Annotated in this window: 13 protein-coding genes; 3 read left to right on the forward strand and 10 right to left on the reverse strand. The window is 49.5% G+C overall.

Going from position 1 to position 18,605, the window contains the following annotated elements:
- Positions 1 to 670: 670 nt before the first annotated feature.
- The 5 genes from MZO40_RS04275 to MZO40_RS04295 form a co-directional block, all read right to left on the reverse strand.
- A complete protein-coding gene (locus tag MZO40_RS04275) occupies positions 671 to 2,722 on the reverse strand; it encodes a hypothetical protein (protein ID WP_252133119.1) in 2,052 nt (683 codons plus the stop codon).
- Complete coding sequence (locus tag MZO40_RS04280) at positions 2,719 to 3,714, reverse strand: glycosyltransferase family 2 protein (RefSeq protein ID WP_105961893.1); 996 nt, start codon at positions 3,712 to 3,714, stop codon at positions 2,719 to 2,721. Before MZO40_RS04280 ends, MZO40_RS04275 begins: the two co-directional genes overlap by 4 nt.
- Before the next feature lie 571 nt (positions 3,715 to 4,285).
- Entirely contained in the window at positions 4,286 to 4,846 is a 561-nt protein-coding gene (locus MZO40_RS04285; protein ID WP_088769691.1) for a hypothetical protein, read from the reverse strand.
- A gap of 87 nt (positions 4,847 to 4,933) precedes the next feature.
- Positions 4,934 to 7,372 (reverse strand): flavocytochrome c, encoded by a 2,439-nt coding sequence (locus tag MZO40_RS04290; protein ID WP_105961894.1) that lies wholly within the window; start codon positions 7,370 to 7,372, stop codon positions 4,934 to 4,936.
- A 4-nt stretch (positions 7,373 to 7,376) separates the two neighbouring features.
- Positions 7,377 to 7,991, reverse strand: a complete 615-nt coding sequence (locus MZO40_RS04295; RefSeq protein ID WP_252133120.1) for an NADPH-dependent FMN reductase — start codon at positions 7,989 to 7,991, stop codon at positions 7,377 to 7,379.
- Positions 7,992 to 8,283: 292 nt separating this feature from the next.
- On the opposite strand from MZO40_RS04295, the gene MZO40_RS04300 reads away from it, so the two are divergent.
- Together MZO40_RS04300 and MZO40_RS04305 are read left to right on the forward strand one after the other, a co-directional pair.
- Positions 8,284 to 9,231: a LysR family transcriptional regulator gene (locus tag MZO40_RS04300; RefSeq protein WP_252133121.1), complete on the forward strand. Its 948-nt coding sequence runs from the start codon at positions 8,284 to 8,286 to the stop codon at positions 9,229 to 9,231.
- Between the two features lie 368 nt (positions 9,232 to 9,599).
- The gene (locus tag MZO40_RS04305; protein ID WP_105961897.1) at positions 9,600 to 10,583 is read left to right on the forward strand and encodes a S41 family peptidase; all 984 of its coding nucleotides are present in this window, start codon (positions 9,600 to 9,602) and stop codon (positions 10,581 to 10,583) included.
- Between the two features lie 217 nt (positions 10,584 to 10,800).
- Here the strand turns inward: MZO40_RS04305 and MZO40_RS04310 are convergent, their stop codons facing one another.
- A complete protein-coding gene (locus tag MZO40_RS04310; protein WP_252133122.1) occupies positions 10,801 to 11,961 on the reverse strand; it encodes a hypothetical protein in 1,161 nt (386 codons plus the stop codon).
- 588 nt (positions 11,962 to 12,549) lie between these two features.
- Here MZO40_RS04310 and MZO40_RS04315 point away from each other — a divergent pair.
- Positions 12,550 to 13,224 carry a dihydrofolate reductase family protein gene (locus MZO40_RS04315; RefSeq protein ID WP_105961898.1) on the forward strand — a complete coding sequence of 225 codons (675 nt, stop codon included), beginning with the start codon at positions 12,550 to 12,552 and terminating at the stop codon, positions 13,222 to 13,224.
- A gap of 185 nt (positions 13,225 to 13,409) precedes the next feature.
- On the opposite strand, the gene MZO40_RS04320 is transcribed toward MZO40_RS04315, so the two are convergent.
- From MZO40_RS04320 to MZO40_RS04335, 4 genes are all read right to left on the reverse strand, one after another.
- On the reverse strand, positions 13,410 to 14,390 hold the full coding sequence (locus tag MZO40_RS04320; protein ID WP_021336329.1) for a 3'-5' exoribonuclease YhaM family protein: 981 nt from the start codon (positions 14,388 to 14,390) through the stop codon (positions 13,410 to 13,412).
- A gap of 10 nt (positions 14,391 to 14,400) precedes the next feature.
- Positions 14,401 to 16,896, reverse strand: a complete 2,496-nt coding sequence (locus MZO40_RS04325) for an AAA family ATPase (RefSeq protein ID WP_165861034.1) — start codon at positions 16,894 to 16,896, stop codon at positions 14,401 to 14,403.
- On the reverse strand, positions 16,883 to 18,103 hold the full coding sequence (locus tag MZO40_RS04330) for a DNA repair exonuclease (protein ID WP_252133123.1): 1,221 nt from the start codon (positions 18,101 to 18,103) through the stop codon (positions 16,883 to 16,885). Before MZO40_RS04330 ends, MZO40_RS04325 begins: the two co-directional genes overlap by 14 nt.
- Before the next feature lie 68 nt (positions 18,104 to 18,171).
- Positions 18,172 to 18,516 (reverse strand): YlbF family regulator, encoded by a 345-nt coding sequence (locus MZO40_RS04335; protein WP_050340010.1) that lies wholly within the window; start codon positions 18,514 to 18,516, stop codon positions 18,172 to 18,174.
- Positions 18,517 to 18,605: the final 89 nt, after the last annotated feature.

Here is an 18,605-nt window from a genome sequence, read left to right on the forward strand (position 1 = left end):
AATCACTCATCCCCATGCCACAAATTTCAATGGCAACTGGTCTTGAAATTTATCGATGACACTTCCGTTGTTTAAAATACAAGACTTTGTTATCTGGGATAGCTAGTAAAAATTCTGACAAGTTCAGTGAAGACGCTTGTCCGAAACATTAAATTACGGGGAAGGAAGTTTAGCAATCGTTAGAAACCAGACTGCCAGTTGAATATCAAAATTCCCGTGTATCAAGGGATCAACAACTAGTCCAACAAAAAGTTGGGCCCACACATGTCTGCCTTTCGAATACCATCCCCGGCTGGAAGGTGTTTCTGACAATGCTCAGCGATGAAATTCCACTTAGCAAGCGTTTTTGGCTTGGTTAGTGGAAGACCAGCATTTAAGACGTGGGTTGTCGGCTTAAATCTGTGTCCATCGCGTTCCAGCGTTGTCAGAAATGCCTGGAAGCCGGAATAGGACGCAACTACAACAGAAAGTTTACGGTAACTCGCACTTTTTCCAGCGGGTCTCAGCTGGCAGCTCTTGAACTGAGAAAATAGCATGATTTAATCATGATTCATGACAGATTAACTAGCACAACGCGTAACGAATACTTAGGCCTATCAGACAGGCGTTTTTGTTCATCGGCCAGGCTTGCTATCAACTTAGCTAGTCGGTACCGTTAAATCAGTTACAATTACTCACGTGCGAACTTTTGCTTGTTCGTAGATAAATACTCAATTGACCAACTAGTGGCGGCCCAGGCAATGGCAATTACCACCAGGCAGGCCTTACCAGTCGTTAGTGTTGCTGGCTGCTGATAGTGTTGCTTAACGGCATATTGCAAGTACTGTTTAGATTTGGCTGTCACTTGGCCAGTAAGTGGGCTGTAATTGGCCGTTACGACGCCATACCGAACGGCGCGCTTGCCCTGGTTTTTGATCGTCAACTGTAACTGGCCGGCAGCCGTCACCGGGTACACTAAATTTTTCAATTGATTAGGCGTTCCAGTCCAACGTTTAATCGTCCGCTTGCCCTTCGCCAAAGTAATGGTCACCGGCTGTTGCGACTTGTCAGGCTGCAATTGAATGGTATTACTCGGGCCACTGGCTTGAAGCGCAGACTTAAGCACTTGATGGGGTCGAATCGCCTGCTTCATTGTGACCACGTAAGTCCCATTGCCTTGACTCCCGCGCAAGACATCGTTGACTCGTGTCGACTGACTGGTTTGCCACAAGCTGATTAGACTGACTGCAGCAAGCGTTGCCGTCAACCACCTTAACCGATGACGCATCGACACTGAAAACTGCCAGTCGGGAATTTCGTGACCGCCCATCAGACTTAGTAGCATCAGGCCCGGCAATAGTGGCAACGCATAGCGTCCTTCGACTTCCCAAAAGCCAACGTGAAAAATCGTCAGCCCCAGAATGGTCAACGCCAGAAACGTCACGGGCCAGTCACGCCGTTGCAACAATGCCACAATGGCTTGCACTAACATCACTAAATAAATCGTCTGAGTCATCGACACCAGCCAAAATTGACATTGCCGCTGATGATTCCAATACCAACGGGGCGCGCGAATCCACTGCGTCGTCAGTTTAAAGCTATCAAAGTCGCCAGTCGCCCAAAACACTCGCAGCTTTTTCAGCAAATGAACCAGCGTTCCGGTCACGCCCATGTGTTGCAGCCGCTGATGAATCATTTGCTGAGCCTGTTGTTGTTTGGCTTTAGCAGTCGGTTGCTGATTCACTAAGGCAAAATCATCATGGCGGTATTGGCCGTCACTCTTCGGATTTAAACTCATGGCGATCCAACTCGTGGCTGGTAGCGCTGCATTAGGCTGCCGTTGATAGCCAGCCTGATGTTGGGCCCGTTGCATCACTGCCACCATTAATAGCAACGTCACCGCAAGACTCATCAGCCAACCAAATAATTGTCGACCAGACCACCGCCGCTGCAGCCATACAATCCCACCAATCATGACGAGTGCAAACCACAACACAATCAGGTTAGTTTTTATCATCACGCCGGTCGCTACCAGCAGGCCATCAATCAACCAGAGACCCCCGCGCCGCCACCCACCGACCTGTTGACTAAGTGTGAGTAAGGCCAAACTATCAAGCATTAGTGGTAACACGAGCACGTCGGTGTAAGCAAACAACCCGTATGCTGCCACTGGGACGCTCACTAGCCATATGCCGACCAAACCAAGCGCACCCGGTTGCCAGTATCGCCACCGTTTGAGCAAATACAAGCCGCTCACCAGTGCCGTATCGGCCCACAAAAAGCGCAAGCCGTTCATGAAGACCCAGGGCGTCTCTGTCAAATGCAGCAGTGGTTTGAGCACCACCGCTTCTAGTAGCGTCATATTAACGTTATTCGGATAAATCATAAAATAGTGTTGCCACTGATGGCCGCCACTAGCGAGAACAAGTGCCTGCTGGCGAACATAGAAGGCATCCGCCCGCGCCACATCCACAAAATTAACCGCCAGCCAGCCCTGAACGACCACCACTAAACCAATCGCGCCGAGCACCAACCAGTGGTACTGTTTCGCTGACAATTGACGAACGATTAGCCGGCCCGCATTTAGGCATACGAGCAATCCCAGAACTAACGCCAATTGCACCAGTGGCGAAGCCCAGTCCGGGTTACCGAAGAACCGAATCGGTTGTAACCACGCCAAGCCAATTGCAACGACTAACACCGCAGCTGCGAGCCAGTTGATACCTTTAACGATGGCTTTCATACGTGCACCCGCTGTGAATCGAGCAATGCTGGCTGTTGGGTGACGGTATAATCATCGGTCTCAATAATATACCGCGGACGATGTTTGACCTCCGCAAAAATTTTGCCGACATATTCCCCAACCACACTGATCCCAATTAATTGCATGCCGCCTAAAAACCATAAACTCGTCATCAGTGAGGACCAGCCGCTAATGGCCGTTCCCAGCAAGCCTTGAATAACCGCATACACCATCATCAGTAAGCTACCGCCACTGATCAACACGCCTAGCATCAAAATCACCTTGATGGGCGCGATGGAAAACGACGTGATACCGTCAAACGCAAACGACAGCATTTTGCGCAGTGGATACTTAGAAACCCCCGCAAACCGCGGACGCCGGCGATAATAAAGTTTGGTCGTCGGAAAACCGAGTTGTGGCACGATGCCCCGTAAAAATAAATTGGTTTCCTGATAGCTAAGTAGCGCCCGCACCGCTCGCTGACTCAATAAACGGAAATCGGCGTGGTCGGGCACCAACTGGACACCGATGCGATTCATCAAACCGTAAAAGCGTTCAGCCGTCCACCGCTTGAAATGAGAATCACTACTGCGATCATTGCGAACGCCTAAGACGACATCGCTACCAGCATGAAACCGCGCGACCATTTCCGGAATCACTTGCGGATCATCTTGCAAATCCGCGTCAATAGTAATCATCATATCAGAAGTTGGACAGGCCGTTTTCATCCCAGCCATCAACGCATTCTGATGACCAAAATTACGACTGAACTTGATACCGGTCACGACTGGTAATTGCGTTTCGAGTTCTTTGACCAAGGCCCAAGTTGCATCCTGACTGCCATCATCTACAAACAGCAATTTACTTTCTGAATTGACTTGTTTATGCTGAATCAACCCCATCAGAATCTCTGCCAAAACGTGCGCTGATTTGGGCAAAACTGCTTCCTCATTGTAACAAGGCACAATAATCGTTAACCGTGGACTTCGCATGCTAATTCCCCCAATATTACTTTGCTTATTTTCTAACATCACTAATCAAATATTCAGCAACGACATCCTCGCAATCGACACTAGCTGCCACCGATTTCACAAACTCGAGGACACCGTATTTGAACCCAGGTGACTGATTATTTGTGTATCCCCAAATACACTGACTTCATTGATGATACTCGCCCGGCAACCGGTCTGGTATCAGATTTAACAACCACGAACGATTCTTCTAGCTACCACCGTGTTGACTGTCATCGCTATTAATCATGCGAATTTTGAGTATGAATTCACGCCATCAAAAATGAGATTGACCTGCTGATAATGCTGACTACCATTCACGGTCGATAGTTCAGATTGATGGTACCAATATCCAATCGGTAATTCAAATAAACCAGCAATTTTCAGGCCGTACATTAACAAATTATCCGAACATAGTGGCTCACTAAGAACTAAATCTACCAATTTTGCATGGTTACTAACGGGACTCATCTGGCGCATTTTGAACAAAAAATGGCGCTTACTTGCAATTCAATCTGCAAGTAAGCGCCATATCTTCAGTTCTTTTGATGGTTTACCAATGCGCGCCAATCGTCTGTTGCCAGGTGAAGTACTTGGTGCCCTTCGTCAAGGCTTCAAACTGTGCGGTCGTCAAGTTCAGCCAGTCTAAATCACTGGTGGCTAATTGTAACGAATCAGTTAAGTGGAGTTGATAGTCTTTAATCCACGCAATCAGTGGTTCAATCACTGCCAGATCAGTGTTTAACAGTTGATAGCTAGCGCTGGGTGTCATCAGCGTCACCGCCAATGTATAACGGGCTTTCATCCGCACGCCATTGCCTAACTGCCGCACGATTGACCGGTATAGCCCTAGTTGGACGTCCGTAATCGCGGCTGACGTCGGTGCAAGCGTCTGAAACACCTGACCACGTTCGTCTGCCAAACTCAGCCGACTCGGCGTGATCGTCAAGCGCCCGTGTGCAGCCGCGCCTTCGTTTAACGCCTTGAGGATAAAAGGCGTCTTCTTACGCGCAGTAGAATATTTATGATCATTTAACACGATCGTCATGTAGGCTGGCTGATGGGTAATATTGCCGGCGATATTCGTGACCGCAACTGGCATTGGTTTTTGCATGTGATAATCTCCCCCGTTCAATTCGGTACTTCTAGGTCGATTATACACTAACGCCTGGCCGTTGTTGCAGGCACCCGTAAAACTCAACTATTCCGTCACTGCAGTCTCGTGGTCAGCGAGTGCATTTGCTGCCGCGATTCGACCGAATGTAAAGATATCGCTAAGTGAATTACCACCCAAGCGGTTACCAGCGTGAATCCCACCGGCAACTTCACCGGCTGCGTATAACCCATCGATTGGTTGACCCTGGTGATCAAGGACGTGTGCGCCGGTATCAATCTTCAAGCCACCCATCGTATGATGCGTCGCTGGCTTCCGTGGGGTCGCATAGAATGGCGCAACCTCCACTTTCAAATCAAAAGCAGTCTTGTGGAACTCTGGATCTGAACCCGCATCAACATAATGGTTGTAATCGCTGATCGTCTTCGTTAACACATCAGGGTCAACCTTAATCTGTTCAGCCAGTTCAGCCAACGTGTTTGCCCGGAATAGCGTCCCGTCGGCAACTTGTTGGTCAATCTTGGCCTGACTCGTGTTGTAAGCAGTCTTCTTAATGGCCTCATCCGCAATCAAGTAGAACAAGCTCCCGTTATCGATGGCGGCTTGCGTCAATTCATCACGACTACCGTATTCATTCACGAATCGTTTACCTTGTTGATTGACCATCACAAAGTTAGCCGGTGGCACTTGCAGTCCGGTGAACAGTTCACCGGTATTCGGGTCAGAAACGGGCATCATTTGTGAAAAGCCCATGCCGACCAGGTCCGCACCAACGCTCGTCCCTAAACGAATCCCGTCACCGGTCATGGCTGGTGAATTGGTCGTTTTGACATCGTCGTCGATGGCCGTCCAGTAGGTATTGTACTTTTGTAACATTTTAGTATTGGCCGCAAAACCACCTGAAGCGAGAATCACCGCATCCGCATGCACGATGACCTGTTCGTGGTCAGCGTTGGTCGCAACGACCCCGCGGACTTGACCATCCGTCACTAACAGTTTCTGAACGGGCGTTTCCGTCATGATCGTCCCACCTTGTTTTTCAACGAAATCTTTCAAGGTTTGAATATAGGCAAAGCCGAGGTCGCCCATCGGTTTATGACCACGCCGCCAGATCGCACCGACCGGCATTGTGACCTGCGTTTCATCAAATTTGACGCCGATTGACTTGAGCCATTTGACCGAATCCAGTGCATTATCAGTCAATTCTTTGACCAAATCATACTGACCATAAATTTGTTGGCCATTCAAATCGGTCCGCTTCCCACCCAGGTAAGTCTGAATGCGGTGTAGCAGTGTGGAATCAAACAAGGTCCCCGTCTGGTCAGCATTATCCGCTAAGTACGTCTTGATTTGTTGCTTGAGCGTGCGGAAATCAGCCCGATATTCAGGCGCAATTTGGGCTTCATCCAATTCAGTCAATTCTTGTAGCGACCTTTTTTCGCCTGGCAAAGCAGCAAATTGCCGTTGCCAGTCTGGGTCAGCAGCATTCATTGGCCCACCAGCTCGAACGGTGTTACCACCAACCGCTGGGAACTTTTCCAAGACTAATGCTTGATGACCAGCTTGCAAGACCTTGGCCGCGGCCGTCAAACCAGCGCCACCCGCACCAACGACGACCACATCCGTCGTGACTTCGGTAACTTTGGGCTTGGCTACGGCTTTAGTCGCGCGGCGTTTCTTCAATTCATCAGGATTAGCACCCGCTTCTTTGACGGCGCGAGCCACCCCATCGATCACCCCATGACTAGTAATCGAAGCGCCAGAGATTGCATCGACTGCCAACGTTTGACCGTCGATAATTTCCTTAGGAATCCGTTCGAAGGCGACATCCGCGATCCCCTTAGTTTCACTACTAGTATCGATTTCGATGTCTTCGATTCGGTCTGCCGACAACGTGACCCGCATTGGTAATTCGCCATTATGGCCAGTCGCGGTCACTTCATACGTCCCAGGATTAAAACTCAGGGCTTCCGGTGCGTTCATTTCAGCCACGATTTCCGCAAATTTTTGGAACTTGGCAAAACAGCTATCCAAGAAGTCGATGGTTCCTTGAACCTTTAAATTGCCCTGGTCATCAAACGCGGTTTGGGCGCGACCTAACAGAAATTCAGAACCTGGCATGACACTGGCATTAACGCCGGGTGCATCAAGTACCTGGCGCAAATGTAACTGGGCACGGGATGAACCTTGAACACTATAGGAAGCGCCGACGATCATCACCGCTTGCCCGTCAAAGGGATGAATTTTGAACGATAACCATTCAATAATGCTTTTAAGCGCGGAAGGAATCGAATGATTGTGTTCTGGAGAGGCAATGATCACCCCATCCGCTGCTTCGATTTTAGTTGCAAACTGCTGAATGACGTCACTATCCGTTTGGTCATTGGACTCATCAAACATCGGCACGTCCGTCAGTTCGAGAATCTCAATTTCGGCTTGGTCCGCAAAGTGCCGTTGCATGAATTCTAGTAACATCCGATTATATGAGTGGCGGGCATTCGTCCCCACAATTCCAACAAATTTCATTTGGCTATTCCTCCCCAGTGACTTGTTTCCATGAAAATTGCTTACTCTTTTCGAAAAATTGACTGGACGGCATAATCTTGGTCGTCAAATCGACAAAGTCTACGAACTCATCAAACGCGTTGTCCAGTTCTTGCACTTTGTCGGGATACGTCAAATTACCTTGGTCATCGAAGGCTTGCAAGGACCGACCGAGCAAGTATTCAACGTTCGGCATGACCAACGCCTTCAGTTCAGGCGCTTCTAAGATTTGCCGCAAATGGGCCTGCGCGCGTGACGTTCCTAGTGAGCCATTCGAAGCACCGACGATCATGACCGGCTTATTGATCAGTGGTCGTGTCGTGTATGACAACCATTCAATCGCACTCTTCAAAACGGCGGGAATCGAATGATCATATTCAGGGGTCGCAAAAATCACCCCATCCGCGACGTTGATCTTATCGGAAAGCTGTTGTACAGTGCTTGGCGCGGCCCGGTCATCCGGTTCGTTAAACGACGGTAAATCTTTTATTTCACAAATTTCAATCGTGGCTTGTTGTTCAAAATGACGTTGCATGTATTGCAATAACTGACGGTTCGTTGATTGGGTCGCATTAGTGCCGACAATCCCGACAAACTTCATAATATCAGTTCCTTCCATCGTAACTTGTAAGTGGCATTTTATCCGGTCAATGCCTCGAATCAGTTGAGCTTGACCGATTGCTTATACTGATTAGTTTAAATGAAAGCGCCACGCTTGTGAAATATTTATTTATCTATCGCGTTATAACAAATTTACTATAACCAACATTCGCGGTAAACTTAAGACACCTTTGACGCCCCTTTTAGTCAGCCACACGTCCTGAAAAAATGGTCACCAGTGACGGTGCGGGTTGCAATCGGCGTCCTCATTTTTTCGAAAGGAAGGTGTCCATTTGCCAAAAACTGACTCCAGCGAGATGCGCCGCTTTTTGGACGTCCTCTTAAAACATGGCAACTTTACCCGGGCTGCCCGCGACCTATACATCTCTCAGCCTTACCTGACACAAAGCATTCGCAACGTTGAAAAAACACTCGGTGTCAAAATCATCAACCGTGATGTCAGTCCACTTCGACTAACGCCAGCCGGTCGGACCTACTACCAGTATTTGACGGCGTTGGAAAATGACAAGGCCGCTTTTACCAAGCAACTACGCCAATATACGCATGCAGACCAAGTCTTGCTACGATTGGGCATCTTACCGAGCCTGGGGAACTACTTGCTGCCGTTGTTTTTGCCCGCTTTTCTGAAGGCGCACCCCACCACGAAGATTGAATTAACCGAGGATATTTTGGCCCGCAACGAGCAACGGGTGTTACGGGGTGAACTCGACTTTTTGATTGGTCAAAATCCAGAGACGATTGCCCCCGGTTTAGATAGCTTCGACCGCGGCCGCGATGGCTATTACGCCATTATTCCCAACACGGTCACTTGGTATCAACCGCATCAGGCCTATTTAAACCCCGGCGCACTCACCACCCAGGACTTGCTACAAGCCCCACTCGTGCTCTCGCCCCACGGTTCTTCAATTCGGCGACAAGTTGATTATTTGCTGCAAAAATACAACGTTTCGCCCAATATCGTCATTGAAAGCACCAGTACGGCCACCATCACGAAGCTCGTCACAGCTGGACTGGGCGTGACATTTCTCCCAGACAGCGTGCACACCCGTCCGGACCCCGAACGTTACAATCTACTGCCACTACCGCAAGACTTGCTGTCACTGAATTACTTTATCGCATACCCATCAGGCCACCAGCTCAACAAGGTGGAAAAAGACTTGGTCACGATATTCTTAACACAACTCGAAGCGGACTTGGCGCAGTCGTCGACGATTCCATAGGCGTTACGGTTGCTCTGATATAGTTAATGGTCGTGGGTTGGACGAGTAACAACTTTAAATAATCACCTGAATTTTAAATCAATTAAATATGAGTTAAAAACGAGTTATCACGGCATTTAGGAGTCAACTGCTGGATAACTCGTTTTTGATTTTAATAAGCAGAGACCTGCTCAACTAACGTGACGTTCTAATTGCAACTCACGGTTACGAGATTTACACTTTAAATGACCTCAATTCGATCAAAAGAACACTTTAAGTGATGGTGTTTCAAACCAGGCCCCGTCCTTTCTCATCAGTGGTCAGGTGGTCATCATCGCCGTTCAAATCTTTCAGCCAACTAAATTATCCGACTAAACGAGGCGCCAAACATGAAACGTAAACTTTTCCGGGTTATTGGGACCCTACTAGCTTGTATGGGCGTTATGATGCTAACCACCAGTCAACGCTTGTCGCCCCACTTTGACGCCCGACCCGCAATCGCTGCGATGACGCGTCGGGGGATCATCAATGACCGAGCGAGTTGGCAAACCATCCGCGCACAAACTGACGACGGACGCCAAATTACCTCGGTCACACAATTGAGCCGCTTGCTTCAACGCGCAAATCGGCATTCGTTCGCTGTTAGCAACATCAAGCAGGTCGAGCACCATCAATTACCAAGTCTCGTCACGGATCATCGGTTGAAACTCATCAACGTGCCGGGCTTCTTTAGTCAGCGTCGAGCTATCCAAAAACAATATTGGCAGCGCCTACAAGCCCTGCTGAAACAAGCCAGTCCCGCATCTCAACTAATTTTGAACTTTGCCAACAATACGGGTGGCCTAGCGGAACCGATGATTGCCGGTTTGGCCGCGATCATCCCCGATGGCACGCTCTACACCGGTCTCGACAATCACGGCCGAGCCTTTCCACGAACCCTGCACCACGGGCACCTATCTGATAGTTTAGGACAAGAATCTCTGACGTTCCAACCTCCTAAACGGCTCTATTTTAAACACATTACCGTCATTGTCGGCGAACAGACCGCCAGCGCCGCGGAAATCACGCTTATGGCGCTGAAACGTAACCCTCACGTGACATTAGTCGGACATCCGACTGCCGGCTATACGAGTCTGAATAGTGGCGTCTACCTGAATACCGGGGCCGCTGCCGTTTTGACGATTGGCACCCTCAAGTCGACCGTCAAAATTCACGGTCAGCAATTGTTTAACAATCAGCCCCTCATCCCAGATGTGACCACGCTTTATCAGCCACTCGCCCCTGCGCAGACTGGCCATCACCGGCAGTCAGCGCATTTGGATCCGGATTTCATCTCGGAACTACAAACGATCGCTCGCTCCAACGACAGCTAGTAAGTGGGCACATTTTGTTCACGCCACTCACGACAGATAACCGTTGTCCGTGCTCAGTCATCAAATCGCACTGTTATTGCGACCACCGCGCCTGGGCCCCGTTTCAGTCCTGCCCTAAAACGCCGACTCATTTAAAATAATTAAAAAAGACCGCAGCCCCAGCCTAATTGCCGAGTCCGCGGTCACCGATATACATCAGTCATTAATAAAAACTAGGCTAAAAAATCAACCGGCGAATTTGCCGCCAGCCCCAGATTCCAATGGTAATCACAATCGCGGTGATCAACCACGCCACTAAGACGATGCCAACACTGACCATCGCACCTAACGCCTGATTGGACATGCCAACAGCGGCAAGGCCTGGAACGCTCTCTGGCCGAAACATGCCATACGCAATTAAGCGTACCGCAATCAAAACCGTGCTGTAGCTCGCGCCCAATTTCCAGGCTGGCTGTTCTTGCGACTCGTCATCATCGTCTTCATCATTGAATTCAGCATCAAAATGCCGCGCCCATTGTTCAGTGTTCGCCGGTTGTGCTAAATCCCAATGTTGCCATGCATAGACCCAATTTCGCTCAGTCTCTTCGTTGAGTTTGCCATCGAGTGTTCGCTGCGTCAGCTTGTTTTGCAGCGTCACCTTCGCTGTCAGGTCACCATCCCATTTTGCTTGGTCCAACAATTGCAAGGCTAGTGAGAGTCCTTCCACGAGTGTAATGGCCTGGGGATCGACATCGCTAGCGTCCACGATTTGTTGCCATTGTGCATCCAATTCAGCGTCACCCGACACCTGCCACGACTCTAAGGCGTTTAGCAAAGAATAAATATCAAACGGATCATCTTTCAAGTTATACCGCGAGATGAATACCCACACGACTGCCCGTAACTGACGCATCGTCAAGGTCTGAGGCGCACCCTCGGGATGCATGCTTTGACGATGTCGTTGCCAAATCTGCCACCCGGCGCCGGTCACCTGAACAGCCGCGCGAGTCCCAAGTAAACGCAGGTACTCATCATTGGCTTGTCTTTGCAAAAAGGCATTCATCGCCGCATAGGCTTGCACATTTTCTAATTGGCGTTCAGGACGGACCGAAGTTGGCAAGACGACTTCTGATGCGTCATCGGTTGTTACTGAAGTATTCTCAACATCCGACGTCGGCTTGAGCACTTCAGTGACCGCCCGTTGCCAGTCGGCCCAATAGGCATCATCTTCACTCGGAGTGCCAACCGCCCCCGCCTGCATCTGATTCAGCAGATCCTCGACAGATTCATTCATTTCATCCAAGTCATACTCATCTTCTAGGCCAAGATAATCATCGTTCACCCAGCTGTCGGCCAGCCAGTAGAACGTCGTTAAATAGGCTTCGTGTTCAGTCATCATTTCCCGTAATTCCCCTTATTTTGTTTTCAACTATTACTTAGTTAGGTCCGCAATTCTCGCTGTGTGCGGTTGCCAGTTGTTAGCTGCTTACAGCCCACCATTCCGCGGGTCAAACTTGAACCGCGCGATAGAGTCCCCCTGATGGACAAGTCAAATTGGGCTAATATCTGAGGCCAGCAAGCACCAATCAGTTGGTAAACTTGCCAATTGCACATAACGCACCAATTAATCAACCATTTCACGAACCAAATAGCCTGATAATCGTTGAGTCCCATAACTAATAACTCGTAATAACTTATCATGTTAGCTTAGGAATTACAATAAAAATTTTTATAATCGTGATTTCACCTCCAAAAAAGCGCCCCCAATCAATGCCACATCTGAGGCACCATTTCAGCTTCAATTGATGTTAATCACATACTAGCCACACGACTTGCCTTATTTCAGGCGAGTGCGAATCGTCACGATTGCCGGTTATTGTGGCAAATAATTGTCTTTTCTCCAGCAACTGACTTGCGTTAAAGTACACTTTAACAGTTATGATGAAAGCAACCTCAGATTTTAACCATGAATGGAGCGAACTTTAACATGAATAAACCTTACATTATTTGCCACATGATGACCTCAGTCGATGGTCGTATCGACTGCAACATGACTGCCCAACTTCGCGGCGTTGAAGACTATAACGCTAGTCTAGCAGCGCTGGATGCGCCCAGCCGTTTGAGTGGACGAATCACTGGTCAATTGGAATTAGCAGCGGGGCCTTTCAAAGCGACAAACGCGCAGGCAATCGGTCACGAAGCTTTTCAGAAAAATCGTGAAGCAGCTGGCTATGAGATTGTTGTTGATACGCATGGCACCTTACGCTGGCACGATGATCGTAATGCTAGTCGACCGCACCTTTTAATCGTCAGCACATCCGCCCCTCAAGAATATGTCGATTATCTTGATTCCAAGCACATCTCTTGGATTGCGACGGGTGAAACTAAAATTGACTTGAAGCGCGCCATGGCCGTAGTGGCAGACGAGTTTAACGTGCGACGGCTCGCAGTCGTTGGCGGCGGTCACATCGATGGCTCGATGCTTGAAGCCGGATTAATCGACGAAGTGAGCCTGCTCATTGGGGCTGGTGTTGATGGCCGTGCGGGGCAAACCGCTGTGTTTGATGGGTTGACTAAGAGTGACCAACCAATCAGCTTACACCTCAAAAGTGTTCGGCAGTTTGACTCCGATGCCGTTTGGCTCAAGTATTCAGTCGACTAACCGTATTGACGTACGCTGAACGGCATCATATTTAAATGTCAGTATGCCACAAAAAAGCGGCTTCCCAGATTTTTAAACAAATCCGAGAAGCCGTTTTATGCTAGTTTGCAATCAATATCAAGCGACAGGCGCCATCTTAACGAGGTGTAAAGAGCGCCCTGGCTAGCAATTAGTCACCGTTAAAATCAGTCATTATCTTCCGACAAATCGCCCTTAGTCTTGTCGCCAGTTGGTCGGTAAAAATTACGGCCATCCATCGCGAAGATGCGCTCCGTATACGTTCCCGGTTCAGCGTGGCCAATGGACGTTTGCATCATTTGAATTGAGGCGTCTAATTCGTCTAAGTCGTGGAGGATTTCAGCTTCCATAATATGCGGTCGTACGGGTGAGCCGTATTCCAATAACCCGTGATGGGCCAAAATCGTGTGGCGTAAGACCAGTACGGATTCTGATTGCTCATCAATTTTGAGTTGCTGGCACGTCTCAACGATTTGTTCATCAATCAACACGATGTGCCCAACCAAGTTGCCGGCCAGCGTATAGGTCGTGGAAACGGGGCCTGACATTTCAATCGTTTTACCCATGTCATGCAGAATCGCACCCGCGTATAGCAAAGCCCGGTTAACGTGTGGATACTGGTCGGCAACGGCCTTCGCCAGCTTCAAAATTGAAAGTGTATGGTACGCCAAGCCACCAGCAAAGGCGTGGTGGTTCTTCTTGGCTGCCGGATAACTAAAGAATTTATCGTGAAATTCAGTCAACATGTGCCGCACGATTCGATTCCAGTTGGGCTCGGTGATGCCAAAGACGAACTGGTTGATTTCATCCGCCATCGTGTCCGTTTTGATTGGTGCATGTTCGACGAATTGTTGCACTTCTTGCGGTTCGCCGGCATGGGTCAGCCGCATCTGTTGAATTTTAATTTGTGGATTACCCTGGTAGTTTTCGCGTTTCCCTTTGAGGTGCACGATCCGCCCCGCTTGAAAATTCTCAACGTCGGTATCACTGGCATCCCAGAATTTTCCGGAAATTTCACCCGAGGTATCTTGGAAATTAATGGCTAAAAACTTTTTACCATTCTTGGCAATGCGTACTTCCGAATCTTTGAGCAAAAAATAGCCGTCCACTGTTTCATCCAATTGATAGTCAAATAATTTTTTTGCCATATTGTCCCCCTTAGGTTAACTGCTGCACGGTCGCGGTTGGCAGCTGTGTTAAAGCCGCCGTCTCATTAGTAAAGTATAACACTTGATGCTGGCGCGCGACGGTGGCCAAGGTCTGCCAAGCCGCCCGTTTGCGCTGATCATCGAAATTAACGAAGCCGTCATCAATCATCAGCGGCAATTGAGCTTGTTCTGCGAGATGGTCAATCAAAGCCAGTCGCAATGCTAAATATAGCTGTTCCTTAGTGGCCGTTGACAACGCAGCGACCATGAAGGACGTGTCACTGGTTTTGACGACCATTTCATCACCATTTAAGTCAATCTCATTATACCGCTGTGCGGTGAGTTGCGCGAAAATGGTGGTTGCTGCAGCTAAAACGGTCGGTAATTGTTGCTGCGTCAACGCTTCTAATGAGGCGTCGATCCAGTTGGCTCCCAGTTGCCGCGTCAACCATTGACGGGCCATCACCGTAATCTCGGTCTGTAGGTTGGCTTGTTGTTGCCGCAAAGTTGCGTAGCGACCATCTTCCGTCAAATGCTGCAGCTGAGTCTGGGCGGTCACAATATCGGCTGCTAATTGGGTCTGTTGTTGATCGATCTGGGACCGTTGCTGCCGCAATTTGAGAATGGCGGCTTGCAAATCGTCCAAACTTGCATATTGTTGCAACGCTGCCAGTTCGGCCGCTGACAACTGTTGGGCCAACTGCTGAGCACTGGTTGCATTAGCCGCCTGCGTCTCTTGGTCAGCAACCGCTTGCGTTAACGCGTCGATATCCGCTAAACCATGAGTCGTCGCCAATTGTTGCAATTGTTCAGTCACTGCCCGCACCTGAGTCGTCAGCTGCTGAACTTGTCGTTGGGCAAAGGCAAAATCAGGCCCCGCCATGGTTTGTTGCTGCATCACCTGGTGCACGTGGTCGTAAAAATCCGCGATTCGCGTGACACTTTCAACCAGGTGCTGTTCGTCAACTGGTAACCAGTCCCGCGCAAATTGATACGCCTGAATATCATGCCACAACTTGGTGGCCTGCGCTGCCAAGGCTTGGTCAGCATTCGTAACGGCGGCCTGTGCACGTTGCAGTGATCCCACTAAGTCCAGCTGTTGCAAAGCATCACTGGCCGTTAAATCAGGTGCCAATCCAGCCGCTACCAACTGCTCGGACAATTGGTCTGCCGCCGTTTGCCCAGAAGTTTGTGCTGAAGATGAAGCGTGCTCTAGTCCGAACCAGCCCAGTAGGCCGACCCCAATCAGCATGAGGACCCATTTGAAGCCACCCAGCGGCAACCCGATGCCGGCAACGACCGCGACGCCCCCGGCAATCAAGCGCCAGTCAAGCGATGACGTCGAAGGACTTGGTGTCCGTTGCGTTCGCGTATTCGCCGTGGCCGCCAGCGTGGCCTTCAGCGTCGCAATCGCCGCCTGCTTGTGAGGTGACAAACACCCGAGCAACTCGGGATGAGCATTGCTTTGTGCTTGAAAATCGGCTTTGGCTGTCGCCGCCTGTTGCGTGAGTGCCTGATACTGGCCAACTGCCTGTTGCAGGGTCGGCAATTGCGCTGAAAGTTGATCAAACTGCGCTTGATGTTGCACGTAGAATCCGACTAATCCCTGTGATTGCGTATCGACAGGTTGTTGGCTCAACTGTTGCCGCGCACTCGCTAAGGTGTGTTGTAAGTCAGTCCGTTGCTGGCTCAGTTTGCGATAAGTTGCCACCGTCGCCGCATCAAGGGTGGTGGTCGGCTGACTCGTTTGTAATGCGGTTAATTGCTGATATACCGGCCATTGATTACGTAAATTAGCCAGTTGCTGTTGCTGATGTTCAAGGTCTGATAATTGGCGGTTGACCTGCGCCTGTTGCGTTTGCAACGCGGCTAATTGATTTTGTAAGCCCTCATATTCGGGATAACGTTGTTTAGCCGTTTTCACCTGCTCGTTTAACAAATGATAGCGCTGCAACGCTTGATTTAACTCTGGTTTACGGCCCCGTGGCTTGTATAACGCTTCTGCATCCGCACGCAAGGTTGCCGCCGTTTCGCGCCACGGCGCACTACCCACCAGCCCAACTTGTTGGAGTTGCACGTTCAAATCACTGGCGCGCAATGTCTTAAGTGCCGTCAATTCAGCTTGATTAAAAGTAAATAAGCGTAAGTATTGGTCACGGTCATAGGGCGCCAACCACTTCTCTAGCAGCGCCATCGGTTGGACTTCCTGAGTCGTCAAATTCGTCAAAGTAGCTGGCTGTTCACCCAACCGCGTCAGGCGATAAGTCGTGCCATCAACAAGCAGGTCAATCGAACCGCCATATTGGCTCGTGCCCTGGGGTTCGTAGCGTTCCAGCGGATGCCGTCGTGACGGGAACCCGAATAGCATCCCCAAAATAAACGCGCGCAAGGTGGACTTACCACTCTCATTCAAGCCATAAATCACTTGCAGCCCGTCGCCAAAGCTAAACTGACGTTGTTGGAACTTGCCGAAACCGGCAATATCAAGCCGTTTAATCTGCATCATCCGTTCCTCCCGTCGTTAAGTGATATTGGTCGTTCAGTAGTCGCGCGACCCGTTGTTGCCAATCAGCAGGCGTCGTGGACTCTAATAACGCCGTATTCAAGAAATCTTCGTCTAATAACTTGCCAGCGAGTGTGGCGACCTGCTCGTCAGTGACGACATTCTGGCCGACCCGTTGCCAAGTCGTCGCGTTGATGCCAAACAATGGCGCGACGGCTGGTGCCGCTTGTTGGGTAATCCCGACTGGCCACCAATGTTCACCGGTATGCGATTGGAGTTGGGCCAATAAAGCACCTTGATTCAACGCCAATTCAGCTTGTGCATTCAATTGAAGTGTCGCTGGTAGCACAATCGTCACGAGTTTTAAACCAGTCGTCATCGCCGCCATCAGTTGATCGGTCAATTGTTGCTGCAGTGCGGCCCGACTAAGCGGTGTCTTGGCATCCAACGTCGGTGTCCAATCCATCCATTCAATCTCAGTAAGCGCATGAAAGCTGGGTTGCAGCTGTCCATCTGCCTGACTCGTCACGATCAAACACCCCTTGGGCCCGGTCTCACCGCGATGGCGGCCTTGCAAATTCCCCGAATACACGATTGGGGGCTGCTGATTCAGTGTTTGACGTTGATGAATGTGTCCAAGTGCCCAGTAATCGTAGTGTTTTGACAGTAATTCCGTGACGTTAAATGGCGCATAATGGTCCCCCGCCGTCCCGGTTTGACCATGTAAGGTCCCAATCTGGTAATCAACAGTGGCGTCCTTAGTCGGGTAGTCGGCGCTGACGTCGGTCGTTACCCAGCGCTGTGAATAGCTAAAGCCGCTGACCGCGACCCGTTCTTGAGCCCGCGTCGTCAGAGTCACCGTGGTAACACTTGCATCAAAGACATGCACGTTAGCTGGAAAATGCCAGCGTGACAAGTCCGTCTGAAAATCATGGTTTCCAAAAGAAAGCAGAACCGGAATCTGTACGTCGTTGAGCCGTTCTAAAGCCGTCATCAGTGCTACTTGAGCCTGCACACTCTGGCCTTGTTGATCAAATAAGTCTCCGACCAACAGCACAAAGTCGACCTTTTCGGCAATGGCTAAATCAACTAAGTGCGTTAAGGCGCGCAACGGTGCTGTGACCAACCGCTCCTGTAATGCGGGCGTGACCCCGCTTAATCCTTGAAACGGGGTATCTAAATGTAAATCTGCCGCGTGTAAAAATTTCATTATTCCCTCCACGAAAAAGGGGCAATCACGAAATTGATTCCGTCATTGCCCCTCGACCCTTAATTTACTTAGTTCTGGTATAAATCTTGAACGGGCTTGGTGATGATTTGGTTCAAATCATTCATCAATTGGTTCAAGTTACGTTCTTTACCCATTAAGGACTTAATTTCGTCAACGTTACCAACTTTGTCAGCTAGCTCATGGGCTTTTTGGACTTCTTCATCCGTTAATTCTTCGCCGTTCATTTGCTTTTGTGACAGTTGCATCTGAATTTCTTGGAAATCCTTAAACAGTGAAAAGGCGCTGTCGTTGGTCTTCATTGTCTCATAAGCGACCTTTAATTCCTTAAATTCCTTCGTTTGACGTAATTCTTGTTCTAATTGGTTCGCAGTATCGTAAATGTTTACGGCCATCGTGAGTTCCTCCTCAAAGTATGTGTCGTCATTATTTTAGCATTTTTGACCGTGCTTGAATAGCATTAGTCTATTCGGTTGCTGACTTT

The sequence above is a fragment of the Lactiplantibacillus sp. B652 genome (assembly GCF_023806745.1).
In the GTDB taxonomy this organism is placed as follows: domain Bacteria; phylum Bacillota; class Bacilli; order Lactobacillales; family Lactobacillaceae; genus Lactiplantibacillus; species Lactiplantibacillus pentosus.